27 protein-coding genes and 2 pseudogenes are annotated in these 25,230 nt (G+C 50.7%); 19 read left to right on the top strand and 10 right to left on the bottom strand.

Annotated elements, in window-relative coordinates:
- Positions 1–61 precede the first annotated feature (61 nt).
- The gene (locus HFD95_RS08355; protein WP_236571063.1) at positions 62–223 is read right to left on the bottom strand and encodes a hypothetical protein; all 162 of its coding nucleotides are present in this window, start codon (positions 221–223) and stop codon (positions 62–64) included.
- An 83-nt stretch (positions 224–306) separates the two neighbouring features.
- Positions 307–531, bottom strand: coding sequence for a hypothetical protein (locus HFD95_RS08350; RefSeq protein WP_010670434.1), 225 nt, complete (start codon positions 529–531; stop codon positions 307–309).
- Positions 532–761: 230 nt separating this feature from the next.
- On the opposite strand from HFD95_RS08350, the gene HFD95_RS08345 reads away from it, so the two are divergent.
- Positions 762–1,070, top strand: coding sequence for a hypothetical protein (locus HFD95_RS08345; protein ID WP_010247001.1), 309 nt, complete (start codon positions 762–764; stop codon positions 1,068–1,070).
- A gap of 202 nt (positions 1,071–1,272) precedes the next feature.
- Positions 1,273–2,367 carry a diguanylate cyclase gene (locus HFD95_RS08340; RefSeq protein WP_022624410.1) on the top strand — a complete coding sequence of 365 codons (1,095 nt, stop codon included), beginning with the start codon at positions 1,273–1,275 and terminating at the stop codon, positions 2,365–2,367.
- Between the two features lie 36 nt (positions 2,368–2,403).
- On the opposite strand, the gene map is transcribed toward HFD95_RS08340, so the two are convergent.
- The gene (map, locus tag HFD95_RS08335) at positions 2,404–3,189 is read right to left on the bottom strand and encodes a type I methionyl aminopeptidase (RefSeq protein ID WP_010247003.1); all 786 of its coding nucleotides are present in this window, start codon (positions 3,187–3,189) and stop codon (positions 2,404–2,406) included.
- On the bottom strand, positions 3,186–3,431 hold the full coding sequence (locus HFD95_RS08330) for a ParD-like family protein (protein WP_010247005.1): 246 nt from the start codon (positions 3,429–3,431) through the stop codon (positions 3,186–3,188). Before HFD95_RS08330 ends, map begins: the two co-directional genes overlap by 4 nt.
- A 337-nt stretch (positions 3,432–3,768) precedes the next feature.
- On the opposite strand from HFD95_RS08330, the gene HFD95_RS08325 reads away from it, so the two are divergent.
- Positions 3,769–4,185: a cell envelope integrity TolA C-terminal domain-containing protein gene (locus HFD95_RS08325; RefSeq protein ID WP_033743904.1), complete on the top strand. Its 417-nt coding sequence runs from the start codon at positions 3,769–3,771 to the stop codon at positions 4,183–4,185.
- A gap of 525 nt (positions 4,186–4,710) precedes the next feature.
- On the opposite strand, the gene HFD95_RS08320 is transcribed toward HFD95_RS08325, so the two are convergent.
- Positions 4,711–5,145: a hypothetical protein gene (locus tag HFD95_RS08320; RefSeq protein WP_122459766.1), complete on the bottom strand. Its 435-nt coding sequence runs from the start codon at positions 5,143–5,145 to the stop codon at positions 4,711–4,713.
- 133 nt (positions 5,146–5,278) lie between these two features.
- On the opposite strand from HFD95_RS08320, the gene HFD95_RS08315 reads away from it, so the two are divergent.
- Together HFD95_RS08315 and HFD95_RS08310 are read left to right on the top strand one after the other, a co-directional pair.
- Positions 5,279–5,953, top strand: a complete 675-nt coding sequence (locus tag HFD95_RS08315; protein ID WP_010247008.1) for an SOS response-associated peptidase family protein — start codon at positions 5,279–5,281, stop codon at positions 5,951–5,953.
- Between the two features lie 109 nt (positions 5,954–6,062).
- The gene (locus HFD95_RS08310; RefSeq protein WP_033780317.1) at positions 6,063–6,584 is read left to right on the top strand and encodes a GNAT family N-acetyltransferase; all 522 of its coding nucleotides are present in this window, start codon (positions 6,063–6,065) and stop codon (positions 6,582–6,584) included.
- Between the two features lie 28 nt (positions 6,585–6,612).
- Here the strand turns inward: HFD95_RS08310 and HFD95_RS08305 are convergent.
- Positions 6,613–6,891 (bottom strand): annotated as a pseudogene (locus HFD95_RS08305) (GrpB family protein); the annotation flags it as partial.
- A 299-nt stretch (positions 6,892–7,190) separates the two neighbouring features.
- On the opposite strand from HFD95_RS08305, the gene HFD95_RS08300 reads away from it, so the two are divergent.
- The 6 genes from HFD95_RS08300 to HFD95_RS08275 all read left to right on the top strand — a co-directional run bounded on the left by HFD95_RS08300 (position 7,191) and on the right by HFD95_RS08275 (position 13,374).
- Positions 7,191–8,765: a methyl-accepting chemotaxis protein gene (locus tag HFD95_RS08300; protein ID WP_167430098.1), complete on the top strand. Its 1,575-nt coding sequence runs from the start codon at positions 7,191–7,193 to the stop codon at positions 8,763–8,765.
- 330 nt (positions 8,766–9,095) lie between these two features.
- Positions 9,096–9,656 carry a fasciclin domain-containing protein gene (locus tag HFD95_RS08295; protein WP_060679269.1) on the top strand — a complete coding sequence of 187 codons (561 nt, stop codon included), beginning with the start codon at positions 9,096–9,098 and terminating at the stop codon, positions 9,654–9,656.
- Positions 9,657–9,717: 61 nt separating this feature from the next.
- Positions 9,718–10,266 (top strand): sigma-70 family RNA polymerase sigma factor, encoded by a 549-nt coding sequence (locus HFD95_RS08290; RefSeq protein ID WP_167430097.1) that lies wholly within the window; start codon positions 9,718–9,720, stop codon positions 10,264–10,266.
- On the top strand, positions 10,263–10,940 hold the full coding sequence (locus tag HFD95_RS08285) for an anti-sigma factor domain-containing protein (RefSeq protein ID WP_167430096.1): 678 nt from the start codon (positions 10,263–10,265) through the stop codon (positions 10,938–10,940). The genes HFD95_RS08290 and HFD95_RS08285 overlap by 4 nt, the downstream gene beginning before the upstream one ends.
- Positions 10,941–10,986: 46 nt before the next feature.
- On the top strand, positions 10,987–11,496 hold the full coding sequence (locus HFD95_RS08280) for a GNAT family N-acetyltransferase (protein WP_243208625.1): 510 nt from the start codon (positions 10,987–10,989) through the stop codon (positions 11,494–11,496).
- 453 nt (positions 11,497–11,949) lie between these two features.
- Complete coding sequence (locus HFD95_RS08275) at positions 11,950–13,374, top strand: trehalose-6-phosphate synthase (protein ID WP_167430095.1); 1,425 nt, start codon at positions 11,950–11,952, stop codon at positions 13,372–13,374.
- 197 nt (positions 13,375–13,571) lie between these two features.
- Here the strand turns inward: HFD95_RS08275 and HFD95_RS08270 are convergent, their stop codons facing one another.
- Positions 13,572–14,498, bottom strand: a complete 927-nt coding sequence (locus HFD95_RS08270; RefSeq protein ID WP_060679400.1) for a LysR family transcriptional regulator — start codon at positions 14,496–14,498, stop codon at positions 13,572–13,574.
- A gap of 81 nt (positions 14,499–14,579) precedes the next feature.
- Between HFD95_RS08270 and HFD95_RS08265 the strand changes: the two genes are divergently transcribed.
- The 3 genes from HFD95_RS08265 to HFD95_RS08255 all read left to right on the top strand — a co-directional run bounded on the left by HFD95_RS08265 (position 14,580) and on the right by HFD95_RS08255 (position 17,158).
- Positions 14,580–15,533, top strand: coding sequence for an MBL fold metallo-hydrolase (locus tag HFD95_RS08265; protein ID WP_167430094.1), 954 nt, complete (start codon positions 14,580–14,582; stop codon positions 15,531–15,533).
- Positions 15,534–15,720: 187 nt separating this feature from the next.
- Positions 15,721–16,185, top strand: coding sequence for a cytochrome P450 (locus HFD95_RS08260; protein WP_229518700.1), 465 nt, complete (start codon positions 15,721–15,723; stop codon positions 16,183–16,185).
- Complete coding sequence (locus tag HFD95_RS08255; protein ID WP_167430093.1) at positions 16,166–17,158, top strand: MFS transporter; 993 nt, start codon at positions 16,166–16,168, stop codon at positions 17,156–17,158. The genes HFD95_RS08260 and HFD95_RS08255 overlap by 20 nt, the downstream gene beginning before the upstream one ends.
- A gap of 106 nt (positions 17,159–17,264) precedes the next feature.
- Here the strand turns inward: HFD95_RS08255 and HFD95_RS08250 are convergent, their stop codons facing one another.
- Positions 17,265–18,473, bottom strand: coding sequence for an MFS transporter (locus HFD95_RS08250; RefSeq protein ID WP_052271364.1), 1,209 nt, complete (start codon positions 18,471–18,473; stop codon positions 17,265–17,267).
- Positions 18,474–18,646: 173 nt separating this feature from the next.
- Here HFD95_RS08250 and HFD95_RS08245 point away from each other — a divergent pair, with 173 nt between their 5' ends.
- The gene (locus tag HFD95_RS08245; RefSeq protein ID WP_052271365.1) at positions 18,647–19,267 is read left to right on the top strand and encodes a TetR/AcrR family transcriptional regulator; all 621 of its coding nucleotides are present in this window, start codon (positions 18,647–18,649) and stop codon (positions 19,265–19,267) included.
- A 223-nt stretch (positions 19,268–19,490) separates the two neighbouring features.
- Positions 19,491–19,643, top strand: coding sequence for a DUF1232 domain-containing protein (locus HFD95_RS22100; RefSeq protein WP_306278135.1), 153 nt, complete (start codon positions 19,491–19,493; stop codon positions 19,641–19,643).
- A 161-nt stretch (positions 19,644–19,804) separates the two neighbouring features.
- Here HFD95_RS22100 and HFD95_RS08235 read toward each other — a convergent pair whose 3' ends face one another.
- Complete coding sequence (locus HFD95_RS08235; RefSeq protein WP_129063333.1) at positions 19,805–20,731, bottom strand: LysR family transcriptional regulator; 927 nt, start codon at positions 20,729–20,731, stop codon at positions 19,805–19,807.
- A gap of 192 nt (positions 20,732–20,923) precedes the next feature.
- Here HFD95_RS08235 and HFD95_RS08230 point away from each other — a divergent pair, with 192 nt between their 5' ends.
- Both HFD95_RS08230 and HFD95_RS08225 read left to right on the top strand, forming a co-directional pair.
- Entirely contained in the window at positions 20,924–22,087 is a 1,164-nt protein-coding gene (locus tag HFD95_RS08230) for a mandelate racemase/muconate lactonizing enzyme family protein (protein WP_039389824.1), read from the top strand.
- Between the two features lie 483 nt (positions 22,088–22,570).
- Positions 22,571–23,914 carry an MFS transporter gene (locus tag HFD95_RS08225; protein WP_039389826.1) on the top strand — a complete coding sequence of 448 codons (1,344 nt, stop codon included), beginning with the start codon at positions 22,571–22,573 and terminating at the stop codon, positions 23,912–23,914.
- Positions 23,915–24,076: 162 nt separating this feature from the next.
- On the opposite strand, the gene HFD95_RS08220 is transcribed toward HFD95_RS08225, so the two are convergent.
- A complete protein-coding gene (locus HFD95_RS08220) occupies positions 24,077–24,424 on the bottom strand; it encodes a hypothetical protein (protein ID WP_031591685.1) in 348 nt (115 codons plus the stop codon).
- A gap of 441 nt (positions 24,425–24,865) precedes the next feature.
- Here HFD95_RS08220 and HFD95_RS22095 point away from each other — a divergent pair.
- Positions 24,866–25,054, top strand: a pseudogene (locus HFD95_RS22095) (LysR substrate-binding domain-containing protein); the annotation flags it as partial.
- Between the last annotated feature and the right edge of the window lie 176 nt (positions 25,055–25,230).

Here is a 25,230-nt window from a genome sequence, read left to right as displayed (position 1 = left end):
CTAATCAGCACAGCATGAATTAACAGTAACTTTGGCTTTATACCTTCAGCCCCGCACTGACTCAGCGGGATATCAGGTTTATCAGACTACTTAAAACTGAATCGGTTGCGAAATTCTGCGCAGCATTATCCTCTTCGTGACGCAGTTGCTGATAGCGCAGCAGCGCGGCATCGGCATTATCGGCATGCACCACGTCCCACACCATCTTATAGCCATCAGCCATTAACGCGTCCTGCTGATCTTGCCGCTCAGTGTTCACGGCTCTGACTGTTTGCTCTTTCTGAAACAGACGATAGTCTGGCATGGCTATTTCTCCCCAGGCTGGTCCAGCGCTTTAAACTGCTTAATGGCTTCATTGATATTGTTGGTATCGACGGTTGCAATACAGCGATCGCCATTGAACACCTCATAGCGGGCGTTGTGCAGCTGAAACAGCAAATCCCTGCCACGAAAGTGTATACGTTTCTGTTTAACGCCAATCCCATGCCGCCGTAATAGTGCCTGTGACAGGCGATCGGTCTCTTTTATCATTCCTTCAGCTCCTCGGCAGTACGTGGTCACTGCCAGTAAACCTGATGAACATTAGTTTTATATTAAGAGATAACCCTATTTTTTACAGGGCTAAGCGCAGGTTTCAGAGAAATTACCGGGCTGCGTGTGCTGACGGAATCAGCAGCTCACCGGATTAATGCCATTCCCTGCGTTAACGGACCGCAAATGCGGTACACTTGCCGGAATAACTCGCCACAGGACACGCCGCTATGAACGATAAAAAGATGATTTCCATTGATCAGTTCAACGCTGATGAACGACTGGCCGTCGAGCAAACCTATAAGGGCCTGGCCGAGAAGTACCGTCAACGAACCGGTAAAGAGCCTGATAGCAAAAAAGAGAAAGAATTCAATAGTGAAGCTCGTCAGATCATCATGACCAGCAAACTGGAGAAGGAAAGGGCGCAGGCTGAGAAGGAGAAGAAAAAACCGCTGCGTAAGAAAAAACCTTCTTCAATGACCGCCAGCGAAGTCAGCGATTTCAACTGGTCTGCCTCAGTGGTTAAAGGCCGCCGATAAAAAGCCTCCGCGCGTATTCATGGCGCGCGGTATCTTCTCACATTACTGCTAATGTCCCCTGACTGCCATCGTCCCCTGCACACAAGTCACAGCCTGCTGATATGCCTTTCTCGACCCGCAATAAGAATATTCTGTAAATAGTTTACCTTAATTCAATAATTGCCGATAAACTGCCATAACCTGTTGCTGCTTCAGTCTGCATATGAATTACTACACTCCTGACGATATTCAGCTGAAGCGCCGATCGACGCGATTTGTGCGCCGCATGTTCATGATGCGCCAGCTCGGCACCTTTCTCTGTTTCCTGCCCATTCTGTCAGTATTGATGGAGATGGGAAAAAGCCTGGAACTCTGCGCACTGCTATTTACTAATGCGTTTGTCTGGCCCTATGCCGCTTTCAGACTGGCATTGCGATCGCGCGATCCCACGGGTTTTGAACGTAAGAATCTGACGCTGGATGCTGCATTCGGCGGCTTCTGGGTGGCAACCATGGCGCTGAGTCCGCTTCCCTCGATTATTATCATGGCGGTACTGATCTCTGATCGTTACTCGGCGGGCGGTTGGGTTCAGCTGAAGTCTGCTCTGCAGGCCTTTCTGTTGACCTTTTTACTGGCCTGGTTAGCCGAAAAAGCGCCTTTGCAGCTGACTTTCTCTACCCGCACCGTCTGGCTGACTCTGCCGCTCGCCAGCGGCTATCTGCTGGCGCTCAGCGTGGTTTCACACAATCTGACCCTGAGTCTGCGAAAGAAGAATCAGGAGCTGGAACGCATTGCGCTGATGGATCCTGGTCTGAAAATACCTAACCGACGTCTCTTTGAGCGGCGGCTTGAAAGCGAGTTTTTACGTACACAGCGAGGTGAGGGTAAAGCCTGGCTGATGCTGCTGGATGTCGATCACTTCAAACAGGTTAACGACACCTTCGGGCATGAAGCCGGCGACTTCCTGCTGGCAGAAATCTCGGCACTACTGCGTGACAGCGTCGGCCTGAAAGATATACCTGCCCGCTTTGGCGGCGATGAGCTGTGTGTGATTGTGCGGGATGCGGATGAAACCAGTATCATGTTGCTGGCAGAGCAGATCAGACAGGGGATTGCCCTGCTGCGGCTGCCGGCGTCATCCACCTTTCAGTGCTCGGTGAGTATCGGGATTGCACCGGCATGCGATGCGGCGACAATTCATGAATGGCTGAGATGTGCCGATGAGGCGCTGTATCAGGTCAAGCGCGCCGGACGTAACGATGTGCAGGTGTGGCATTCCGGCACGCTGGAAACGCTGAGTGAAGTCAGGGGCAGTTAACAATGCAGCCTGAGACCCCTGTCTCAGGCTGAGAGATTAAATCGCCGGGTAGTCGCCGGTGCCTTCAGGCCAGGGCGTGAGCAGATCAAAACCCTCATCGGTGACGGCGACGGTATGTTCCCATTGCGCCGAGAGCGAGCGATCTTTGGTGACCACCGTCCAGCCATCTGACAGCACGCTGGTTCCGGCTTTACCGGCATTAATCATCGGTTCGATAGTGAAAATCATGCCTGCTTTCAGTGGCATCCCTTCGCCCGGCGTGCCGTAGTGCAGCACCTGTGGATCGGTGTGGTAAATTTCACCAACGCCGTGACCGCAATATTCACGCACCACCGAGAAGCCAGCCGATTCAGCGACACGCTGGATAGCCGCGCCCACATCGCCCAGCGTCGCGCCAGGACGGACGGTTTTGATACCGGCGACCATCGACTGATAGGTGATCTCCACCAGACGTTTGGCACGGACTGACGGTGTGCCGACAAAGTACATCCGGCTGGTATCGCCATACCAGCCATCTTTGATGATCGCTACATCGATATTAACGATATCGCCATCCTTGAGTTTTTTGCTGGCCGGGATGCCGTGGCAGACCACATGATTGACCGACGTGCAGGTGGTACGGGTATAACCGTGATAACCGATGTTTGCTGGCGTCACTTTAAGCTCATTCACAATAAAATCGTGACAGATATCATCCAGCTCTTCCGTGGTGATGCCGGGACGGACGTGAGGTGTAATCATCGCCAGCACCTGAGCCGCAGCCTGTCCGGCTGCCCGTGCCATTTCGATTTCCGCTGCGGTATGAATTTTAACGCTGTTCATGACACGTCTCCTTGTGTGGTGAGGCTCTCTTTAGGGAGCATATTGCGTATATCAGCGCTGCCTTCCAGTTCAAGCCGGATTAGCATCTGCGCCAGTTGATGTTGGGTCTGCTGTGGATAGAGTTCTGCCAGCATACCGAGTTTTAGCCAGTGTTCTGCCTGTGCATTAATTGAGCGGCTCATCGCCTGACTGGCGATGCGCAGATTCTCATGCATCAGGTCGGAGATTTTTACGATACCCATGCAAGCCTTATATGAAACGTATATGTTTCGTATAGCTTAACGTTATCGGCGTGGTTTGAAAAGAGGGGTGAGATTGTTGCGCGTCTGAAGCAGGGTACAGAATGATGACCAACGGCCACGCATTCCATCGGAACAGAAAAATTTATAGATAATAGAGAGGTGTGTATTGCCAGGTAACAGTAGGGCAGCCCCGCCGAAAAAGCGCCGAAACACTGTCTTTTTTTGAAAACGTAGCTGATGACTGAGCAGATGAAGTACTGGGTTGTTCTGGTGGTTGTGGATATTAAGTCAGTAGAATTAATGGTATAAAATATGGGCAAAGATCAGGGATGAAATCATGAAAAGAATAATTGCTTTGACTGCCGCATTGGCAGTTTCAGGATGCCATATGAGCACAAATCACATCCGACAAAAGGGAATTAAGACTCCCGACGCGTCAGAGATTAAAAGTCAGTGTGAATCTCAGACACCACAGCAAACTCAAGAGCGTGAAACTCAGCTTTGGCTCTGCCAGGCTGTTACAGCAATACAATATCGGTTTTTCGATGCAGATAATTATCGCGGTAAAACATGTGATGTAAGGATCAGGCAGCCGGAAGGCGAGCCTCCGGTAAGCATCAACGTTCAGGGCGGAGATCCAGCTCTGTGCGCTGCTGCAATTAAAGCAATCAAACAAGCTGCAGATGCCCACACTTTTCCAATGAGACCCGCCTTTATGAAGGATGAAATCCCGATACATTTTGCTCCGCAATAAGATTACATAGCTAAGGAAAGTGTTAAGCGTTGCACTTAAATGTCTAAACTCACAATCCCATAAGGCACCGTGCTGCTCTGAAGCTATGCCGTTAGATACCGGCTGCTAAAACTGTGCACCGCGATGCAGTTATCCGTTGTCAGCAACAGACAGCAAACTCTTACTCCGGTACAAGCTCCATTCAGCCCAGCAACTTTCAGGGTTGATATCGAAGTAACCGCGGCATTCAGCCATGGCGAGAGCAACATCACGCGGCACTTCGATAGTTGTGGCATTATCACGGATGCTACTGACTTCCTGCTCAGTAAGCGGGCTTCCTTTCTCATTCTCAATTCTCATCAGTAATGGGATGAGGGCAGGTATAAAAACTATGGTCATGAGTTATATCTCATATTATTAAAGGTTCGTGTCCCTACGAAGTCACTAAAATATGACCTCTCCGGGGTGCGGTAAGTGGCATTCTGTAAAATGTGTCTTCCTGAAAAATATCAATTCATCGTCGTTTCATCGCTACAAGGCTTGAAATCAATTAACACTGCCCAGGCATACAGGCAGGTTTGTATAGCCCGGCTGGCTTACCATAGATAAGGGTGAACATGTCGGTGCCATATTCTGGCTAACTGGCTGAGCCTGGGGCTGATTTGGATACTGGTTGTCATAGCTGTTCGTTGAGGGTTTTCTTGCGGCCTGACGGCCCTTCTCACGCACGTAGGATGACGTGTAGTTATGGGCCTGGTATGCGCCATAACCCGCCACGCCCGCAGTAGCATATCTGGCCGTTCGCTTGCTGCTGGAATATCTCTTCTTGATTCTGGGTGTCGTTGTTTGTGATGAGTAAGCTGAACTAAAACTATGGCTGTAGCTTCTATGCCCACCCCCACCACGATGGCCGCGCGCATCAGCTGTAAACGAGGCAGCCATCAGTGATGCCATAGCCAGACTTAAAATAATTCCCTTCATTACTGCTCCAGTTTATTCATATTCATTAATTATGTTCTCGTCAAAAATCACGATATCTTCAGCCAGAAGAACAATTTTTTTAGATTTATTTAACTCGTTCAACGCTGCGCTATCCTTATGGGAGGAGGTCCCCATGTGTGGACGGTTTGCGCAGTACAGCAGCAGAGACGATTACTTTGCATCCCTGGGGCTGAAGCCCGATGAAATTATTTATGATCCGGAGCCGATAGGCCGCTTTAACGTTGCTCCAGGCACCAAAGTGCTCTTGCTCAATGAGCGGGATAATGAACTGCACTTTGATCCGGTTTACTGGGGTTACGGTCCGGAGTGGTGGGACAAACAACCGCTTATCAATGCGCGTGGTGAAACCGCTGCGACGGGACGCATGTTCAAACCGCTGTGGGAGCATGGTCGCGCCATTGTTCCTGCCAATGGCTGGTATGAATGGAAGCGAGAGGGCGACAAAAAACAGCCTTACTTTATCTACCACAAAGAGAAAGAACCGCTGTTCTTCGCCGCTATCGGCAAAGCTCCTTATGGTAAGGATCATGGGCATGAGGGTTTTGTTATCGTAACGGCAGCGAGCAATAAAGGCATGGTTGATATCCATGACCGACGCCCGCTGGTTTTAAGTGCGGATGCTGTACGCGAATGGCTCAGTGCCGAAACCACGTCAGAACGTGCTCAGGAAATTGCACATGAAGCCGCATTGCCGGAAAAGGACTTTACCTGGCATCCTGTTACAGCCAAAGTCGGCAACATCCACAATCAGGGTGAAGCGCTTATTAAAGAGATCAAGCCTGACTGAACAGACCGATGAGGTGAGAGATTTACCTAGTTTCCCGCACCGTTTCCCGTTATAAAAACAGGATCACTCGTTTCTTAATCTGAGAGCGTTTATTTTGCAGGCAGACACTATGCGGTTGTTTCTTCGGCCAGTCACCCCATCAGATGCCGATGATCTTTTCAGGATCTACGGCGACCCTGCGACGAATACGTTTAATCCCGCGGGCCCACATCCGGATATCCATCATTCACGGGAAGTGCTATCGCGCTCTATCCGTCACTGGGAATTGAATGGCTTCGGCAGTTGGGCTATCTCGCTTCAGGATAATCCAGAAAGAATCATCGGTTTTGGGGGATTGAGCATCAGAAGCTTTGCCGATATCACGATCAATAATCTGGGATATCGTTTCTCTCCGGAAGCCTGGGGGAAAGGACTGGCGACGGAATTTGCCAACTATGCAGTTAGTTATGGGTTCGAAGAGATAAAACTGGCTGAAATTTCTGCAGTCGTAAGAGCGAATCATCTGGCTTCACAAAAGGTTCTGATTAACGCCGGCCTCCGGCATACCCGGGATATTTATGATGTGGAAAATGCGCCCGCAAGCATGCTGTTTACCCTGAGTCAGGATGAATGGAATCAAAAACGGGGGTGAGGAGGATATATCCTGTCCTGCTCAGTACCTATCGTTTCAGGTCAATCAGTGCGAGCTGTAGATGATGCGCTATAAAGTTCGCTTTGAGCGCGCTGTAGCGTTGAGCATCGTTGTTACAGAGTGATGCTGCTTCACGCTTTATCTCAGCATAGGTTGCTGCGATATCTCTGTTTTCTCTGAGGTAATCACGGAAAGCAAGGTGCCTTATTATCTGTTCGTCTCCAGCTGCAAACGCATGCACCTGATGGCTACGCCTTTCTCCACCCTTAATAAAATATCTGCGGCCTGAGATTCCGTTCTCACCACGAGGACACTTCTATTGTCAGTCATCTCAAATGACGCTGAAGAGTCTGTTAAATCCGTGGTGCCACAAGCGAAGCTGGAATAGTTTTATCCGCATTCAGGCGACAAGTTACGAGAATAACACTCACTGCCTTAATGGCATCCGTCAGGGATTTACCCTTTTACTCAGCCCAGGAATCATCGCTTCTTACCCCTTTCATTACTGTAATTTTTTTCCCCGCTGCCGATAACAGATCCAGTACCAGCGAGCCATAGAAGCGGAACGTCGGTGATAACCTATTTATTCAAACATCGGGGTCTCCTATGTATCGGAACAAAAAAATAAAATTAAGCGTCATGCTCACTGCGGCATTCCTCACAGTCATCTTAACGGGCGTTTTTGTGACAGGATTTGCCGGGTTTAAACTCAATACGGCCAGCGATCAGCAGGAATTGACGCGCGCGCGGCTGGGCGATCTCCAGGCCCTGCAGACGCTAAAAGATAATTTAACTCAGCAAACTGTCCTTTTACTGTCCGTGGCTTCAGACACTCAGCCTCAGGCAGAGGCCACTATAAAAACCCAGTTCTCTGCGTTGCAGACCAACAGTGATAATACCACCGCGCATTTTCGCGAACTGATCAACGGTGCCAAAAGCATTCCGGGGATCAATCTTGCTGAAGTAGAAGAGGCTTCCACGCAATTAAATAAAATTGAAGTGGCAGCGGGTCCGCTTCATCAGGCAGAGCAAAACCTGTTTATGCAGAACGCCACTCCGTTCCCGGAAAAACTCCGTGGTGAACTGATCCCTGCGCTTTCGCACTACCGCAGTGCGGTAGATGGGATGGTTGATTATCAGGCGCGGGTAACGAGTAAAACGGCGGAAACGTCGACTCAGGCGCTCTCCGGTGTTTATATGACGCTGGCAGGCCTGACCACCCTGTTTGTTGTGATGGGATTTGTGATGAGTGGGCTGATCACCCGCTGGATCAAGACTCAGCTGGGTGGAGAACCTTCGCATGCGCAGGGCCTGGCCGCTGCGATTGCGGCGGGCGATCTGACGACAAAAGTGACCCTGCGTCAGGGGGATACCGTCAGCATGATGGCTTCTCTGGATAGCATGCAGAGCAATCTGCGCGACCTGGTCTCGCAGATTAAAGACTCCTCCACTTCGGTAGCACTGGCAGCTGATGAAATTTCCCAGGGCAATACCGAACTCTCTTCCCGTACAGAGCAGCAGGCCGCCGCTTTGCAGGAAACCGCAGCCAGTATTGAACAGCTCACGGTTACAGTGAAAAGCAATGCAGCGGGCGCGCAGCAGACTGCGGATTCGGCGCGCGAAACCGCTGCGTTGGCGCGTTTGGGTGAACACGATATGCAGCGCATGTCAGAGACGATGAATGATATTTCAAAAAGCGCGGTGAAAGTCCGGGATATTACCTCCGTTATCGAAGGGATTGCATTTCAGACCAATATTCTGGCGCTTAATGCGGCAGTCGAAGCAGCGCGAGCGGGCGAACAGGGCCGGGGTTTCGCCGTCGTCGCGGGTGAAGTCAGGACGCTGGCGCAGCGCAGTGCAACGGCAGCCAGAGATATTAAACATCTGATTGAAGAGGCTGTGGCGCAGGTCGAAAGTGGTGTTGTCGTGGCAACCGGCACCGGCAAGAGCATTCTTGATATCAATGCGATGGTTGGAAAACTCGCCGTCGCGATGGATAACATCTCACTCGCCTCAGCTGAACAGATGCAGGGCATTTCACAGGTCAGCATCGCAGTGAACGAGATGGACGGCGTCACGCAGAATAACGCCGCGCTGGTTGAGGAGTCCTCTTCGGCATCGCAGTCGCTTTCAGCCCAGGCACACGCTTTACGTGAAGCCGTGAATGCTTTTCGCATTTAAGTTCATGCGCATAACTCACGGCGAAAGACGTGGGTTGAGAGCATCTGAGCTGTCCGGGGCAATGCCTTTTTTACATTGCTGATTTGTATGACCGGGAGCTATTTCTTGCCAGTAATGACGGCTGTCTGCTGTGCGTGAAAAGCAGACGTTGACGCAGTATGGACTCGTTATGATAAGCCCACCTCTGGTGGGCTTATTGCATATCGCATCAGCCTGAACCCCCCCAGCTAAAAAAAATTTAAATTTTTTTGCATCCGTTTTCCTCCCTCATTCGTATTAACAGATAAGGGCGCTCTCGCCCTGTCCGTTAACTCAATGAGGGAAGTGAAAATGAAACCATTCCTGCCAACTCTGATTTTTTCTGCATTAGTCTTCAGTGGCGCCACTTACGCGGCGAGCATGGACAGCGACACGGTGATGGTCGGCGGTGCCGCCATGTACCCATCGAAAAATATTGTTGAGAATGCTGTTAACTCGAAAGACCACACCACGCTGGTCGCGGCTGTTAAAGCCGCCGGTCTGGTCCAGACACTTGAAGGAAAGGGGCCATTTACCGTTTTCGCGCCCACCAATGCCGCCTTTGATAAATTGCCTAAGGGCACCGTCGACTCCCTGCTTAAGCCAGAGAACAAACAAAAACTCACCAGTGTCCTGACCTATCACGTTGTCGCAGGAAAACTGGACATGAAAGCGCTGGAGAAAAAAATCAAAGCGGGTGGCGGTAAAGCCGAGCTGAAAACGGTCAATGGCGAATCATTGTGGGTAATGGCAAACGGCCCACACAACATTCAGCTTAAAGATGCTCAGGGCAATATTGCCAGTATCACCACGTATGATGTGAACCAGAGTAACGGTGTGATTGACGTTATTGATACCGTGCTGATGCCGTAAAGCGTTACCTATACTGTGTGTAGCCACTTATCGCGTGGCTACATCTTTCACAGGGAAGCCGATGACAAAAAATGTGCCCCATATTCAGGCCGGTTTAATGAACCAGATAGCCGTCGGTGATAAAGCTGCTCTTGAGCAGCTTTACCGCGTTCTGTCGCCCCGACTCTATGGGATCATCCTGCGGATGGTGAGACGCCGGGACTGGGCAGAAGAGATCCTGCACGATACGTTTATTCAAATCTGGCAGTCGGCTAACTATTACGACGATAAGCGCAGTGAGCCGCATATCTGGCTCAGCCACATTGCCAGAAATCGGGCGATTGATTTCCTCCGTAAACATGAAAACAGAAGCTGTTCCGTGGAGGAGGTCAGCGAAGCGGAAGCGGGTTTCCAGACGCCACTTCCTGCCGATGCGAGTCATGCGGAAGCGCGTCGCCTTCAGCACTGTATGGCGCACTTACCTTCCGAACAGCGACAAAGTATTTCGCTCGCCTATTATCGTGGCCTGTCACAGAGTGAGATTGCGCTCTCCATGAGTCAGCCGGAAGGGACGGTGAAAAGCTGGATCCGTCGCGCGTTAACCCATCTTCGGGAGTGCATAGGCTTATGACTGGTCAGGAACAACATGATCTCACTGCGGCCGAATATGTGCTTGGTCTTACCGACGATGTGACCCGTCATCGGCTGGATAAACGCCTCAATGACGATTCAGTATTCGCCGCGGATGTGCTGAACTGGCAGAAAGCGTTCAGCGGCATTGATCTGCTCACACACGACGTTATCCCGTCTTCTGCGGTCTGGCAGCAGATTGAGCAGGATCTTGGCCCGAACACTGGCGTCTCTGGCACGACATCAATCCGCAGGCATCCTGGCTTCTGGTTCGGCTGGGGCCTGGCGGCGGCAATGGCTGGCATCCTCATTTTCACCCATTTAAGCAAGCCTGATGCCCCACAATCCCTGCAGCCGATTGCGGTACTCAGCGGCGCACAGCCCGATGCACAGTTTGTGGTGAATCTGGATAAGTCAGCTTCACTCCTTCAGGTTTCGGCGCTGAACATCACGCTGCCAGAGAATAAAAACCTGCAGCTCTGGCTGATCAGGGGCAGTGCTGCGCCACAATCTCTGGGGCTGATCAATCACCGCGACAGTAATGTTTTCCGGTTACCGCCTGGCGAGTTAGATAATCAGACGGTACTGGCGGTAAGTCTGGAGCCGGTGGGGGGATCTAAGCTCAGCGGGCCGTCCGGTCCGGTGATTTTCCAGGGCAAAGTCACGGTGCTTTAATCATCAGGACGCGGGTCCACGGACCGGGATTCAGCGGAAAAGGGGAGTGGATGGCTTTTCAAATGGCAAACCTCATCCCCTTGCCTTAACCAAATCAGGGGGGAATTACAAAAGAATGGAAATCAGAACGGCGTTGGAGTCTGATGCGGCAGGCATCAGTGAGCTGATACATATTGTGTCGATGCAATGTAATTTTTCAGAGACGGAACCCTGTCCGCAATGGTTTATCGACAGCATAAAACCCGATGCGCTTAAACCGTTGATTGTTTCAGATGACTATCTCTGGCTGATTGCCGTGGAAAGAGGTGAGGTGACAGGCGTACTCACCCTTTTCGAAGGCAATTTAGTTAAATACCTTTTTGTACATCCGAAATTTCAGCGAAAAGGGGTAGCGAGGGCACTCTGGCAGCGGGCGATTCCCGAACTGCGTTCAGAAATCAGCGTACGGTCTTCACTCCTTGCCGTCCCTTTTTATGAGAAAAGGGGATTTAAAAAAGTCGGGGAGGTCAAATTTTTTAACGGCGTATCATTCCAGACAATGATCGCTCAGCTCTGAATTAACAAAGAGATTTTTAAGTTCTCTGTTTCCGAAATAAAACGGCCCGGCCACGCATTTATCAAACCAGCTTTGAGGGTGAGCGGAACCGGGCCAACCCGCCTTATTTATACCCGCGTATATTCACTGTCTTCAACTCACTGACTTTTTGCGCCATGCTGCCCGCTAATGCTATATCGGGCGCGTGATTTGCAGCGTTTTTACACTTCATCAGACTCTTTTTACGCCTTTTTTACAGGCCGTTCGGTTTAATTAACGGCACCGGGCATTTACGTGACAACGTTACACGATGGCGGTCACAACCCGATTTTGCAAAAAGCGTCTGCAGGCATTAAGTGGACAGGGTGCACATTCATGAGTGGTTTTCTCCAGTTTATTCTCCGACCTCCTATTAATAGCGGCTCGCTGCCAGGCACTGGTGCCTCTCCGCAGCGGGTTCTTAAGGAATACAGCATGTCAGGCCTTATTCTTGTTTCGCATAATCAATGTCAACGTTCGACGCTTACTGCAATTTATGACGGCATACTTTCCCGCCAGGGAGGCGTCTGGATTAGCTGGGATGGTGAAAGCAGGGTGATGTCTCCGGATGCGTCAAGACCCTACGCCGTGCAGCAGATGGGTCAGTATGAAACCGTGACCTTCCCGTATACGCCTGGCGAGCTTAATGAGGGGTACCACAATTATATTCATAAAGGGCTCTGGCCTGTTTTTCATCAGCGTCCGGACATGGCCCGTTTTTCCGCCAGCGGCTATCAGGAATATAAAAACATCAATAAAGCCTATGCGCGCGCCATCTGCGAAAACGCCGCACCCGACGATGTTATCTGGATTCAGGATTATCATCTGCTTGGCAGTGCCACCTATATCCGTGAAGAAGGGCTGACCAACTTAGTGGGTATTTTTCTGCATCAACCTTTCCCGGCTGGCAGAATGTTTGAAACCATACCCGAATGGCGCTGGTTCACTGACTCTCTGTTATGTTGTGATCTGATTGGCTTTCAGACCGTGCAGGATATGAATAACTTCCTGGTCTGGCTGGAGAGCGAATTCCGTATTGAACGGCTGGAGGCGCAAAGCTTTCGTGTTCATGGCCGGATTATCAGGGTGGGTGTGTTTCCTGTCGGAATTGACCTTGACGATGTCCAGTCTCTGCGTGATAGCAACAGCTGTGCTTACATGGAGATGCAGTGCCGCGAAAGCCTGCCCGAAAATACCGTGCTAAGCGGCGGCCATCTTGATGAGAGCTCAGGGCTGCCCTACCGAATTAGCACCCTGGAAGTGCTGCTGCGAAAACATGATTGCTACCAGAAAAATATCACGCTGTTGCAGCTGGCGCCTCCGGCAGCCGGACACGCACATGATGCGTCAGAACTCGGTCACGCTCTGGAAGCACTGTGCGGGGAACTTAACGGCGTGCATGGCACAATGAACTGGTATCCGGTGAACTATCTGACTCATGGTTACAGCCGGGAAGAGCAGGCCGGTATCTATCGTGCCTCACGCGTTGCGCTGGTGACGCCGTTGATGGCAGGCATGAGCCTGATGGCCAAAATGTATATCGCCTTACAGGACCCGAAAAATCCCGGGGTGCTTATCCTCTCGCAGTTTGCCGGTGCAGCCGGGCAGATGGAGGGTGCCATCATCGTCAATCCTTATGATCCTGATGCAATGGCCAGTGCGGTACATCGTGCATTGCAGATGCCGTTACACGAACGGCGGTCTCTGCATGCCCGTCTGATGAAGGGACTGCATATGCACAACAGCCATCACTGGGCTGAGTCATTTTTGCGCATGCTGAACGCTGAGCCAACTGCCCCGGAAGCCTTGCCGTCGCCTGCCTTTTTTCCGCACCTGAGCAGTAGCCGGGCGAGGTACTGAGTTTTATAGGTTAAAACGGCGATTTAAAAGGGATGGTGTAGACGTCAAACAGCATCACGCGGATAGAGAGCAGAGCAGGTAAAATTTTTACCTGCTTATTCATGTCCTCTTTGAATTTGCACTCAATAACATGAGGTTAAGGTCCTCATCGAACGAAGGTGTCACTACAGGTCTTAGCTTCACATGAGAGCAGCTATTCAGGTTCGTTCTGTCATCACGCTACGCAGTTCCTCCCTGAGCCAGCGCAGTGACAAATCGTTATCAAGCCGTTTATGCCAGAGCAGTGACAGGGCTATTTCCGGTGTTTCAATGGGTACCGGGCTACAGCATAAGCCGTAATGCGTCACCCACTCAACCGACAGCCCGGCGGGAACGGTGGCTAACGCGGGTGCGCACGCCAGCAGCGGAGGCAGGGATGAAAAATGCGGCGTCACGTAGCGAATCGAACGTGCCTTTCCTGATGCCGCAAGCTGGTCATCGATGGCGCTCCAGTTCGCCCCGCGATAGGAAACCAGCAGATGGTCATGCGCCACATAATCCTCCAGCGTCAACGGTGCACGCAACGAAAGCTGTTCCGGGTGCCACAACGTACAAAAGTTGTGTGACACAATTTTCTCGCGCTGGAGCGTGGCGGGTGTGCTCTCGCCAACCGAAATGGCAAGATCGATCTCTCCGCGCGCGACCAGCTCCGCATCCCGGAAGGGATCGCTGGCCGTAACCTGAAGAGTCACGCCGGGAGCGGTGCGTGTGATGCGCGCATATAGTCCCGGCATCAGCCAGCGTTCAACCCAGTCGCTCATCCCCAGCCGAAAAACATGTGTCGCCTCAGAAGGCGTGAAGGATGCTGGCTGAAACAATACGTTCTGCATCTGTGCCATTAACGGGCCCAGCTCAGCGATCAGCGCTTCAGCACGCGGGGTAGGCTCCATGCCTTTCGCCGTGCGCACAAACAGTGGATCGCTGAACATTAGCCGCAATCGGGCCAGTGCATTACTGACTGCTGGCTGACCCAGATGCAGCTTTTCTGCCGCACGCGACACGCTGCCTTCCCGCTTCAGAACCAACAACACCGTCAGTAAATTCAGGTCGATTCGATGAAAATCATTTTCTCTGATAGTGAGCATCAGTTTAATCAATTTGAGTGATGCAGGTTGCGTAATGATACTGCCCACCACGTTGTGATGAAACTTTCTGGAGAGATATTTATGAAAATTTTACTGATGCTGGTGGCTTCTCTTATCGCGTTCAGTCCGGTCTATGCGGCCGAACAGACCTCTGCGGGGGATCAGCAAGCTCCGGGTTATTACCGGATGACATTGGGTAAATTACGCATTACCGCGGTTTCCGACGGCACGGTGACCGTTCCCCTGAATAAATTACTGACTAACATTTCGCCTGAAAAACTAAACCAGGAAATGGCCAGAGATTCGATGACGCCGCAGGCCGAAACATCAATCAATGCCTTCGTTATCGATGATGGTAAAAAGCGCATTTTAGTCGATACCGGGGCCGGTGAGCTTTTTGGACACAATGGCGGACATCTGCTGACTAATCTGGCCGCCGCTGGCTATCCGGCAGAGTCGATCGATGCCGTACTTTTAACCCATATTCATGCCGATCATTCAGGCGGTGTCGCGCGCGCGGGCAAGCCTGCTTTTCCAAAGGCCGAAGTGTTCGTGGATAAACGGGATGTCGATTTCTGGCTTAATCCGGCTAACGTCAGCAGGGTAGAGGCGAGTCAGGCTCATACCTTTACAGAATCTGAACGGACTCTTCGCCCAGTCATCAATGCTGGCCTGCTTAAAACGTTTATGGCACCAGCCACATTAACGGGGGGAATCCGTGCAGAGTCGACAGCTGGGCACACGCCGGGTAGCGTACTTTATCGCGTAGAGAGTGAAGGTCAGACCCTGGTGCTGTGGGGAGATATCATCCATGCCAAAGCGGTGCAATTGCCCGATCCTGAAGTGGCCATCCATTTTGATGTCGATCAGAAACAGGCTATCACTACACGTGAAAGGGTACTGAAACAGGCTGCAGATCAGGGCTACTGGGTGGCTGCGGCGCATATCGCCTTCCCTGGCCTGGGCCATGTTCAGCATGAAGGTAACGCTTATCGCTGGGTGCCCGCTAATTACACCACGCAGCTCGGGCAGTAGGTTGTTAACTAAAAAATGTAATAATATCAGGGAGAAAAATTTTGATGTAAGTTAACAGGCGGCGCTTCAATATTAACAAATTGAATAATGTCTTTTAGTTTAGAGGCTTCTCTGTAAGAGGGGCCAGAGCGTTGCCGTACAGATTAGTAATCAATGAGGTTATGGGGCTGATAAAGTCGACAGCGTTATGCCACTCATTGTCGCTGCGCTCTGGGCCATTTCTCACTTCAACCTGAAGGTGAATACAGTCAATGTTCGGGATATCGTTGTAGAAGCTTCTCGCTTATACAGTCCCGTTCTTTCTGTAGGTAGAGTAATAGCGCAGGACCTGATTTTCCGAGGCCAGAACCTTAAAGAAGGTGACAGGGTCATGTTTTACACGGCGCTGGCTAACTTCGATGAAAAAGTTTTCGATAACCCATTCCGTTTTATTGCGGGGCGAAAAGAAAAGCCACTATCATTCGGCACGGGCATGCATATGTGTATTGGTATGGGCATAGCACTCAGCTTTGCTTCGTCGTTTATTGGCCACATAAACTCACATTACATGCTCAGGGACGTTAGCATAATCGAATTTGCAGAGGGTGTGTCTGCGCCAGGTGCTTCAGATTTTAATATTGGAATAGACTTCAATGAACTGGCTGAAAATTAAAGATTTCCGCACGTTACTCGCTTCTCTTTTCATCTCGAAGTTGGGCGATTATGTATATGAGGTCGTTTTTGTGTTTATTGTGCTCGAGAACACGCATAATAATTATCTTCTTGCCGGCTGCGTCTATTTTTTTCGTTTTATTCCTTTTCTATTTTTCGGCCCCGCTGGTGGCTGGATGGCAGACAATTGGCGCATCAAATGTTCAGTTATACTCTCATTGGCAGACAAGCCCTGGGTGCTGATGTTCAATACATTAACGTATGCAATTTCAATTGTTATACTTTGTACGTTTTCAGAAAATTCACAGAATAAAACGTCGGCGTTCAGATTGAAACAAGTATATCAGGAGAATCTATCCTGCATTAAAAGTTTATTTCAGGAAGCTCCTGGCTTTTTTATTGCTATTTTTGGTTCATCTGTTTGCATTCTCTTTACCGGATCATTACTTCGTTTTATTATCCCCGCTGTAGCTGTCAGTCAGGGGAATGGGGAGATATTTACCAGCTGGATATTTTCTCTAATGGCTGCAGGCACAATTACCGGGGGTCTCATTTACGGACGGTTTGCCATAAATATTTCACCATTGAATGTTATGCGCAATTGGTTCTTTTACGGAATTTTACTGGTTTTAATGTCATTTATTGCCCTCTATTCGCTCGAGGCTCTGCTGCCGGTAGCATTCGTCCTTGGTATGAGTGGTGCATTCGTTGATATTTTTCTGGTGACACTCATACAGTCATGGTCTTTTGCAGAGAACACAGGCAAGACATTCGGCACGTTTTCTACCCTGGCTAATACTGCTGAAGCACTTTCTGGTCTCCTTTCCGGACTGGCCGCCGCTGCGAGTCTGATGGTTGTTTTTGCAGGCATGAGTTCTCTCATCGTACTCACTGGCATTATCTCAATGGCTTGTCTTCCAGACAAAAAACAAAAGAATATTTCGGGAAGCAACGAATCCGATAGTTCTATTTAAAGAGTGCCCAAATGGACGACTTAAATAACTGAGGTCTCTTTTAGATATTCAAAGCAGGCGGTTGGTGCCAAAACAGGGCGTCCGTTCCGGACGTCCCTGGAAGTCACTATTTTACTAAAGGTTCTCTTGCACCGGGCCTGAAAGCATGCTTTTTCGCGCACCAGGCGATAATCAACGCAACAGCCATAAAGATCAGTAGCGCCCATGGGAAAGATACCGCACCGGCATTATTGAGAAGCAGACCACCAATGACGCCGCCGCTTGCGATAGCCAGATTCCAGGCAGTTGTAACCATTGCCTGAACGACATCGACATGATTGCCTGCCGCATCAGCGGCAGCCGTCTGCATCTGAGTTGACGCGCCGCCAAACGACCATCCCCATACGATGACGGCCAGAAAGACCACAATCTGTTCCCGCATGCCTGCGGCGAGTGCCACAGAAACCGCTGCCAGTGCCGCCAGACTGAGCAGAACCAGATTGCGCAGATGGCGATCCACCAGCATCCCGGTTATCCAGATGCCAATAAGTGCCGCAATGCCAAAAATCAGCAGGATAAGCCCGACATTTCCGGTCAGCCCCGACAACTGCAGGAACGGTCCGATGAATGTATAAAGAATATTGTGTGCCGTCATCCATAGAAAGATAACCGCCAGAACAGGTCTGACTCCGGGCATCTGGAAAACTTGCCATACCGGTAGTCGGCGGTCGGCCTGCTGTCCCGGCAGGTCAGGAACCGCCACCCATGTCCAGATGAACAGAATGACTGCCAATGCTGCCATGATACCAAAGGGGACTCTCCATCCCATCGTGCTGCCAAGCCATGCGCCAGCCGGGGTTCCAAGGGACAGGGCAACCGGTATTCCAACCATAGCAATAGCGAGAGCGCGGCCCTGCATTTCAGCAGGAACGAGGCGGCGGGCATAGCCCGCCAGAATTCCCCATGCAAGTCCTGCAGCCACACCCGACATGAATCGGGCTGCCATCGTCAGCCAGTAACTGAACGAAAGGGTGGTAATAGTGTTGAAAATCAGGAAGGTACCTACGGCGAGTAATAGTACCTTTTTACGACGCCAGCCACTGGTCAGAACCGTCAGAGGGATTGCCGCGAGTAGCGAACCCAGCGCATAAATGCTGACCAGCTGACCCGCCATCACCTGAGATACGTCAAGACCCATTCCAATTTCCGGAAGTAAACCCGCCGGAAGGGTCTCGGTCAGGATGGCAATAAAGCCTGTCATGGCAAATGCCAGCAGGGAAGCCAGTGGCAGACCCCGTTGTGTTGTGGTCTCACTGAATACTGTATTGGCGTGCACGTTGGCCCCTTTTTTAGTTTGTAACGACTAAAAATTGCGAAACCCTCCGGATAACGGGTTTTACAATATATATACCGATCGGTATATATCAGAAAGTATAGGGCACACTGAGGCTTGTCAAGTATATATGTATCGATTAGTATTTATATACGATAAGCGAAAAAGGAGCGGATATGGCTCAGATGGGACGCCCACGGACATTTGACCGGGAAGAGGCAATTCGTCAGGCGATGACCCTTTTCTGGCAGCATGGTTACGAGTCCACTTCGCTTGCCATGCTCAAGTCAAACCTCGGCAACGGCATCACCGCCCCAAGTTTCTACGCCGCGTTTGGTTCAAAAGAAGCGCTGTTTGAGGAGGTTGTCGATTGTTATATGACGACTTTTGGTCAGGTTAACGATTGCCTATGGGATGACACGCTTGAACCCCGTGACGCTATTGAACTGGCGTTGCGTCGTTCTGCAAAAATGCAGACAGAACAGGGGCATCCCAGTGGTTGCCTGATTGCGCTATCCGTTAATACCTGTTCGCCAGCGAACGAGCACATTCGTGAGATTCTGGCAGCGCAGCGCGATCGGACCAGGGCGGGATTTTTGCGATGTGTCACAAGAGCGAAAGAGGCGGGACTCCTGGCTTCCGATACCGACGTGCGCGCGCTGGCCACGACCCTTCACAGTTTTGAGATCGGCCTGTCGACTGAAGCCCGTGATGGCGCAACCGGCAATGAACTCGATTCGGCGGTATCAACCGCGATGAAAGCCTGGGATGCTAATGCACTGAACGTTGTTGAGTGACAGAGAACGGCGCTTAGTTTCAGCACGAAGCTTGTGCCTGTCAGAGAGCAACTATGCGGAAGCGTAAAGTAAGCACGTCTCAATAAGTTAATGCCTGTTAGTGACTATCAAACTTATTGCTGACACCAGACAATGGGTGTGAAACATCAAACGGGACTGCACGCGGTATGGCTTGCCGCCCGCGATCTCCGCACGCCGATGCTCGCTAAAGTGCTGGCGTTGACTGTCGCAGCCTATACTGTTTAACCCACTTGATTTAATACCCGATTTCATTCCCATCATCGGTTATCCCGATTACCTGCTTATAGTGCCTGGGGCGTCTTACCCAGTCGATGTCATGCGTGAAAACCGGGAAACCGCAGCGCAAGCTAGTTAATCTCCGGTCGGTCGCATGAAGGCAAGCGGTGTTTATATTGACATGGGTAGTTTGTGCAACTCTGCTTGTCAGGGAACTTAGAGCGTCAGCTTGTGGTTCTGATGTGTTCTCGCTTTATTCATTTCAGATGCCGTCGCGATCAGCGCAAAATGGTTTTCCGCTCAGATTTGACCATCTAAGAAAATTTCCCACAACGCTTCTACCGCCCGGGACATCCTCGCTGCGGGTCTGAACAGCCGGATCTCTATGGGTATCCAGAGTGCGCTCTCCTTATTAGCTGCTACGGCAATCGAGCCAGCATCAACATCCGGCGCTGCCAGTGTTTCCGGCAGCCATGCGATGCCGTCTCCGGCTTTGACCATGGCGAGTAAGGTGGCAGCAAGATCAGCCGTGAAAGCAATATCCATTCCGCGTCTGGCCCGGTTAACCTGTGAGGTATTAGACAGGATGCGGCCCAGGCCGGATTCAGCAGAATAGGAGAGGAAAGGAAACTTCTTACCGCCTGACGCATGGAATAGAGGCTCACGCGTTGTCGGATCGCATCGTGAATACGGCTGTAAAACTTCCCGTCCAAGCCGGACGCTGAGATATTTCGACTGATCGAGATGAATGTGCATATGAGGATGGTAATAAGAAAGCAGAAATTGCGCGTCACCTTTCTCAATCATGCGTTCGCAGGCACTTAATGAGTCTGATAACAGTCGAAAAGATCCGAAGCGGGCAATTTTTTCGTTGTTACGCATGAGTGCCGGGAAAAAAGAAAATGACAGGGCATGCGTGGCGGAAAAAATAACATCCGGCCGGGCCTCTCCTGCGGCCTCGATAGATTCACTCCTCAGGGTATAAAGCGCACGAATAAGTTCCGGCACCTGCCTGACGAAAACCTCTCCGGCGCGGGTCAGGCTGACGCCCCGACGATTTCTTTCAAAAATTGGCGTGCCAAGCCACTCTTCTAGCGAGACGATTCTGCGGCTGAATGCAGGCTGTGTCACATATCGTGAAGCTGCCGCACGGGAAAAATTGAGTGATTGCGCCAGCGCAATACAGTCTTCAAGCCAGGTTAACTCCAGGTGATGCCGATTTTGCATTACAGGCTGCCTCTTTGGCATTAGAACGGAACCCACGTACTGCTTAGGATAATAGCAGACAGAACAATCAGGTCCTTTAACACTACGCTACTTCATTGTGCCGATGAATGCCGATAAACAGATGGCATGACATAACTGATTGCGTAGGTATTTTAGTAAAACAGTCTTTGACTGAGAACTACCGGAGAGATCATGCGCATCCTTGATGTTGTAGAAATTACCAAACCCATTGCTTCCCCTATTCGTAACGCGTACATCGATTTCAGCAAGATGACGACAAGCCTGGTCGCCGTTGTGACAGATGTTGAAGTCGACGGGCGCCGTGTAGTGGGATACGGCTTTAACTCTAACGGCCGTTATGGCCAGGGTGGCCTGATCCGGGAACGCTTCCGCGATCGCATTCTTGAAGCCGATCCCGAAAGCCTGCTGAATGCCAAAGGTAACAATCTGGATCCGCACAAAGTCTGGGCCGTGATGATGAGCAACGAAAAACCTGGCGGTCATGGCGAGCGTTCAGTTGCAGTGGGAACCCTGGACATGGCCATCTGGGATGCAACGGCAAAAATTGCAAACAAGCCGCTGTTCCGCCTGCTGGCCGAAATGAAGGGCGTTGAGGCTAATCCGCGCGTCTTCGTCTATGCGGCTGGGGGTTATTACTATCCAGGTAAAGACCTTGGCGCACTGCGACAGGAAATGCGCGGCTACCTGAACCGCGGCTATAACGTTGTGAAAATGAAAATCGGTGGTGCCTCTCTGGACGAAGACCGCCGCCGTATTGAGGCCGTACTGGAGGAAATCGGCAGCGAAGCGCGCCTCGCCGTTGATGCTAATGGTCGCTTTGATCTGGAAACCGGTATTGCCTACGCAAAAATGCTGCGTGAATTCCCGCTCTTTTGGTACGAAGAGGTTGGCGATCCGCTCGATTATTCTCTGCAGGCAGCCCTGTCGGAGTTCTATCCAGGCGCAATGGCAACGGGCGAAAACCTCTTTTCTCATCAGGACGCGCGAAACCTGCTGCGATATGGCGGTATGCGTCCGGATCGCGACTATCTGCAATTTGACTGCGCGCTCTCCTATGGGCTGGTTGAGTATCTGCGCACACTGGATGTGCTGGAGCAGTTTGGCTGGTCACCGTCACGCTGCATACCTCATGGCGGCCATCAGATGTCCCTGAATATCGCCGCAGGCCTCGGTCTGGGTGGTAACGAAAGCTATCCTGATCTGTTCCAGCCTTACGGCGGTTTCCCGGACTCGGTAAAAGTTGAAGATGGCCATATTATTATGCCGGAACTGCCGGGTATCGGTTTCGAAGGCAAATCAGACCTCATTAAAGAAATGCGGGCGCTGGCTGAGTAGGTTTCCGCGTACATCACGGCATGTTTAATGTCACTGCGCCCCTCGTTAAGTTGAGGGGCTGCGGGAAAATATCAATCTATTAATTAACCTGACGCCTCAGGCACAATAAATTTATCTGAATCTGAGAGGAGAGGGCGTTATTGAACTGACAAACGGTAGCATTGTTAATAATTTCTGGTTGAAGGGCTGACTTTGATTTAAGCATAAACTCTGTCTGGGGGTATATCAGCCATCCGTTGAATTGTCGACATTCAGATAGTCTTGCTGGATTAAATATGCCCTGGAAGTTTTTATAAATATCAGGCATTTAGAGCCAATCATGAATTCTGACGCCTTGCCTGTTTATCCGCGCCTTTTGCTCTCAGGCTGCTCATTTCTCCGTAACATCCTTCGGGTAATGAATAAAAAATTTTGACTAATATTTAAAAGAATCTGAAATCAGCATTTCCTCCCCCTGCAACAGTGTTAAATGAGGAAGTTATCATGAGTGAGAAAACTCTCAAGGGTCATGCGCTTATCGGAAATAAACGCTGGACAATTATATTACCTGCTGTATTCATCATGTATACCATTTCATTTTTTGATCGGGTGAATATAGGTATGGCGCTGCCCCATATAACAGCTGAAATGGGCCTGAGTCCTGTTGAAGCCGGCTGGCTTGGCGGTGCCTTTGCCTGGGGTTACGTCGCCACGCAATTTACCGCAGGATGGCTGGCTCTCCGTTTTGGATCACGGAAAATAATAGGCATCAGCCTGTTTCTGTTTGGGGCCTGCGCAATGCTTACCGGCCTGACGCGTAACTTCGGTGAACTGGTAGCGATCCGTTTCTTACTGGGCATCGCTGAAGGTCCAATTCAGGCCGCCACGGCCATGTTCCTGGCCCAGTGGTTTATGAAGCCTGAACGGGGGCGGGCATTCGGAATCTGGAATCTTAGCCTGGGTGCGGGCGCGTTTCTGGCCGGTCCGATATCTGGCTGGATCCTTGCACATCATAACTGGCGCATGATGATGGTGATTGAAGGTGCACCGGCCTGGCTGTTCTGCATCATCTGGTTTTATCTGGTACCTAAAAGTATTCAGGCCGCTGGCTGGCTGAGTGCCGAAGATCGGGATTATATCCAGAAAGACCTGGCGGCTGAGCAGTCAAACTACAGGAATGAGAAATCCGATCCCTGGTGGACCATTCTCAAAATACCGGCCCTCTGGCTGATGCTGATCGGCTACTCCCTGCATAGCATGCTCGCTTACGGTTTTACGCTCTGGCTGCCGACAGCTCTCAAAGGGTATGGCACGCTCAGTGAATTTATGGTTGGTCTCATCAGCGGGATGCCTTTCCTGATGACGATGCTGGGCATCTGGTATATCACCCGGCGTTCAGATAAATACAACCAGGAGCGACGACTGCATGCCGCTATTCCCACCGTCCTCTGTGGTGTGGCATTACTGGCTGCCGCTTTTGTGCCGCTGTCATATTACTGGGCTCAGATAGGTTTGTTCATGTTTGTCGGCCTGACAATGAAGATGCTGGTGCCGCTGGTTTACGTCAGGCTGACTGAAATTCTCCCGACAAAGAAAGCAGTCCCTGCGGTGGCTTTTGTCGGCGCATGCAGCAACTTCATTGGACAGTTTGGCGGCCCCCTTGTTGCCGGATACCTCAAGCATCTGGGTGGCGGCACTGATATGACGCTGGCATGGGGTGTTCTGGGGCTGTTCTCAATTGTGGGTGGCGTGCTGTTTGCCCTTGCCGTGGGCCGGGAGGAACGCATCCGGGACTTCAGCAAGGCATTCTCTGTGTCTTCACACAGAGCAGTATCAACACGTCAATAATAAAGCGGAATCTTCCACTGCCATCAGACGCCCGATCAGGCAGGATGCGCGGATCAGCATTAAGTACTCTTGTGCACCTGTGGAATTATCATGCTCATCCCCCGCGTTTATCTCTCTCAACACCTGACAGTTACAGCCCGTTCTTCACGGGCTTCAGAATGCCTACAATCCCACCAGCGTGATATGTTTCTTTGTTGTCAGCGCTTTATACAACGCTTTTGCCAGAGTGCCTGGTTCCACACCTGATTGAGCGCCCTCGGAATCGGTCCAGAACGATTTGATGCGCAGTATAGTGTTGATACTCGTTACGCGTTCCATTTCCAGCACGGCCAGCACAGGATGGCGCATTTCGCCATGTTCCTCTGTCGCATCCGCCTGGATCACTGCGGCGCGGGATGCCTGACTGTCAAAGATAACGTGGCAGCGTACGCCGTTCAGGTTGAGTATGCCGATGACTTCATAAAGGCACTCAACAGCCTCTGCACTGTAGGATGCGGGCACAACAAACATAACAGATCCTTCTGAAGTGAAATTTAATGAGCAGCCAGCATAGGCGAACTGTAATCAGAGGAGAAGTTACTGTTTTTGAATGAAAAATGTAGAGTTCTAAGGTTACGATAACGCGCGTTATTTTCACTCCAGTTTTCGCTGGTACTATCAATAACTGACGTGTAACCCGATCATGGCGGTGGGGTGCGGATTTGACTTAAGGAAAGGCCAGCAGGTGGCAGGTTAATCGTTCCAGTGGGGAATGTATTTATCTATATGCGCAACGCGTTAGCTGTGTGTTTCAGCCACTTAACAGGATGAACATCAGATTAAGTTTAAGATTTTTCGCGCTCTTCAATCGCTCATTTCTCAATCCGGCCGTCACGTTTAACCGGAGGCCGTCAGTATGACATCAGGTGCTGACTCATATATTGTTGTTATCCGTGTAGCAGACCAGTCAGTATGGGTATCAGCTATGTGCCCGATTTTGTCGTACGTGAATCTTAGGATTCGGGGCAACTGAAAGAGGTATTGCCCGGTTACTGTACCAGGCAGGGGTATTTCTCGGCACTCTGGCCGGCCAGCCGATATCTCTCATCGAGAATACGCTGCTTTATCGTTTTTATTGCTGAGTCAGGCCTGTCTCTGTAATCCGTATCGGGAAGTTAATGCTTTCTGAAATCGTATGCACTTTTATGCTTAATTCAAAATAATAAACGTCCGTTTCTGGCATAGAGCAGAGCATTGCCCGTTATATGCAAAAAGCGGATGTTACGTTTATTTGCCTTTATTAGATTATTAAGAGTTATTTATATTGTATGAAGATA

The organism is Pantoea sp. EKM10T, from assembly GCF_011800685.1.
Lineage (GTDB): Bacteria > Pseudomonadota > Gammaproteobacteria > Enterobacterales > Enterobacteriaceae > Pantoea > Pantoea agglomerans.
The sequence above is the reverse complement of the archived record's forward strand: the minus strand, read 5'-3'. Positions and strand labels throughout refer to the sequence as shown.

What these genes read in the sequence shown, in the direction of transcription:
- HFD95_RS08350 (WP_010670434.1), bottom strand. Translation starts at nt 531, where the DNA reads ATGATAAAAGAGACCGATCGCCTGTCACAGGCACTATTACGGCGGCAT.
- HFD95_RS08310 (WP_033780317.1), top strand. Translation starts at nt 6,063, where the DNA reads ATGCGGTTGTTTCTTCGGCCAGTCACCCCATCAGATGCCGATGATCTT.
- HFD95_RS08320 (WP_122459766.1), bottom strand. Translation starts at nt 5,145, where the DNA reads ATGAAGGGAATTATTTTAAGTCTGGCTATGGCATCACTGATGGCTGCC.
- HFD95_RS08260 (WP_229518700.1), top strand. Translation starts at nt 15,721, where the DNA reads ATGCCACTCATTGTCGCTGCGCTCTGGGCCATTTCTCACTTCAACCTG.
- HFD95_RS08345 (WP_010247001.1), top strand. Translation starts at nt 762, where the DNA reads ATGAACGATAAAAAGATGATTTCCATTGATCAGTTCAACGCTGATGAA.
- HFD95_RS08315 (WP_010247008.1), top strand. Translation starts at nt 5,279, where the DNA reads ATGTGTGGACGGTTTGCGCAGTACAGCAGCAGAGACGATTACTTTGCA.
- HFD95_RS08355 (WP_236571063.1), bottom strand. Translation starts at nt 223, where the DNA reads ATGGCTGATGGCTATAAGATGGTGTGGGACGTGGTGCATGCCGATAAT.
- HFD95_RS08230 (WP_039389824.1), top strand. Translation starts at nt 20,924, where the DNA reads ATGCGCATCCTTGATGTTGTAGAAATTACCAAACCCATTGCTTCCCCT.
- HFD95_RS08295 (WP_060679269.1), top strand. Translation starts at nt 9,096, where the DNA reads ATGAAACCATTCCTGCCAACTCTGATTTTTTCTGCATTAGTCTTCAGT.
- HFD95_RS08290 (WP_167430097.1), top strand. Translation starts at nt 9,718, where the DNA reads ATGACAAAAAATGTGCCCCATATTCAGGCCGGTTTAATGAACCAGATA.
- HFD95_RS08300 (WP_167430098.1), top strand. Translation starts at nt 7,191, where the DNA reads ATGTATCGGAACAAAAAAATAAAATTAAGCGTCATGCTCACTGCGGCA.
- HFD95_RS08330 (WP_010247005.1), bottom strand. Translation starts at nt 3,431, where the DNA reads ATGGGTATCGTAAAAATCTCCGACCTGATGCATGAGAATCTGCGCATC.
- HFD95_RS08225 (WP_039389826.1), top strand. Translation starts at nt 22,571, where the DNA reads ATGAGTGAGAAAACTCTCAAGGGTCATGCGCTTATCGGAAATAAACGC.
- HFD95_RS08220 (WP_031591685.1), bottom strand. Translation starts at nt 24,424, where the DNA reads ATGTTTGTTGTGCCCGCATCCTACAGTGCAGAGGCTGTTGAGTGCCTT.
- HFD95_RS08340 (WP_022624410.1), top strand. Translation starts at nt 1,273, where the DNA reads ATGAATTACTACACTCCTGACGATATTCAGCTGAAGCGCCGATCGACG.
- HFD95_RS08270 (WP_060679400.1), bottom strand. Translation starts at nt 14,498, where the DNA reads ATGCTCACTATCAGAGAAAATGATTTTCATCGAATCGACCTGAATTTA.
- HFD95_RS08285 (WP_167430096.1), top strand. Translation starts at nt 10,263, where the DNA reads ATGACTGGTCAGGAACAACATGATCTCACTGCGGCCGAATATGTGCTT.
- HFD95_RS08235 (WP_129063333.1), bottom strand. Translation starts at nt 20,731, where the DNA reads ATGCAAAATCGGCATCACCTGGAGTTAACCTGGCTTGAAGACTGTATT.
- map (WP_010247003.1), bottom strand. Translation starts at nt 3,189, where the DNA reads ATGAACAGCGTTAAAATTCATACCGCAGCGGAAATCGAAATGGCACGG.
- HFD95_RS08265 (WP_167430094.1), top strand. Translation starts at nt 14,580, where the DNA reads ATGAAAATTTTACTGATGCTGGTGGCTTCTCTTATCGCGTTCAGTCCG.
- HFD95_RS08245 (WP_052271365.1), top strand. Translation starts at nt 18,647, where the DNA reads ATGGCTCAGATGGGACGCCCACGGACATTTGACCGGGAAGAGGCAATT.
- HFD95_RS08255 (WP_167430093.1), top strand. Translation starts at nt 16,166, where the DNA reads ATGAACTGGCTGAAAATTAAAGATTTCCGCACGTTACTCGCTTCTCTT.
- HFD95_RS08325 (WP_033743904.1), top strand. Translation starts at nt 3,769, where the DNA reads ATGAAAAGAATAATTGCTTTGACTGCCGCATTGGCAGTTTCAGGATGC.
- HFD95_RS08275 (WP_167430095.1), top strand. Translation starts at nt 11,950, where the DNA reads ATGTCAGGCCTTATTCTTGTTTCGCATAATCAATGTCAACGTTCGACG.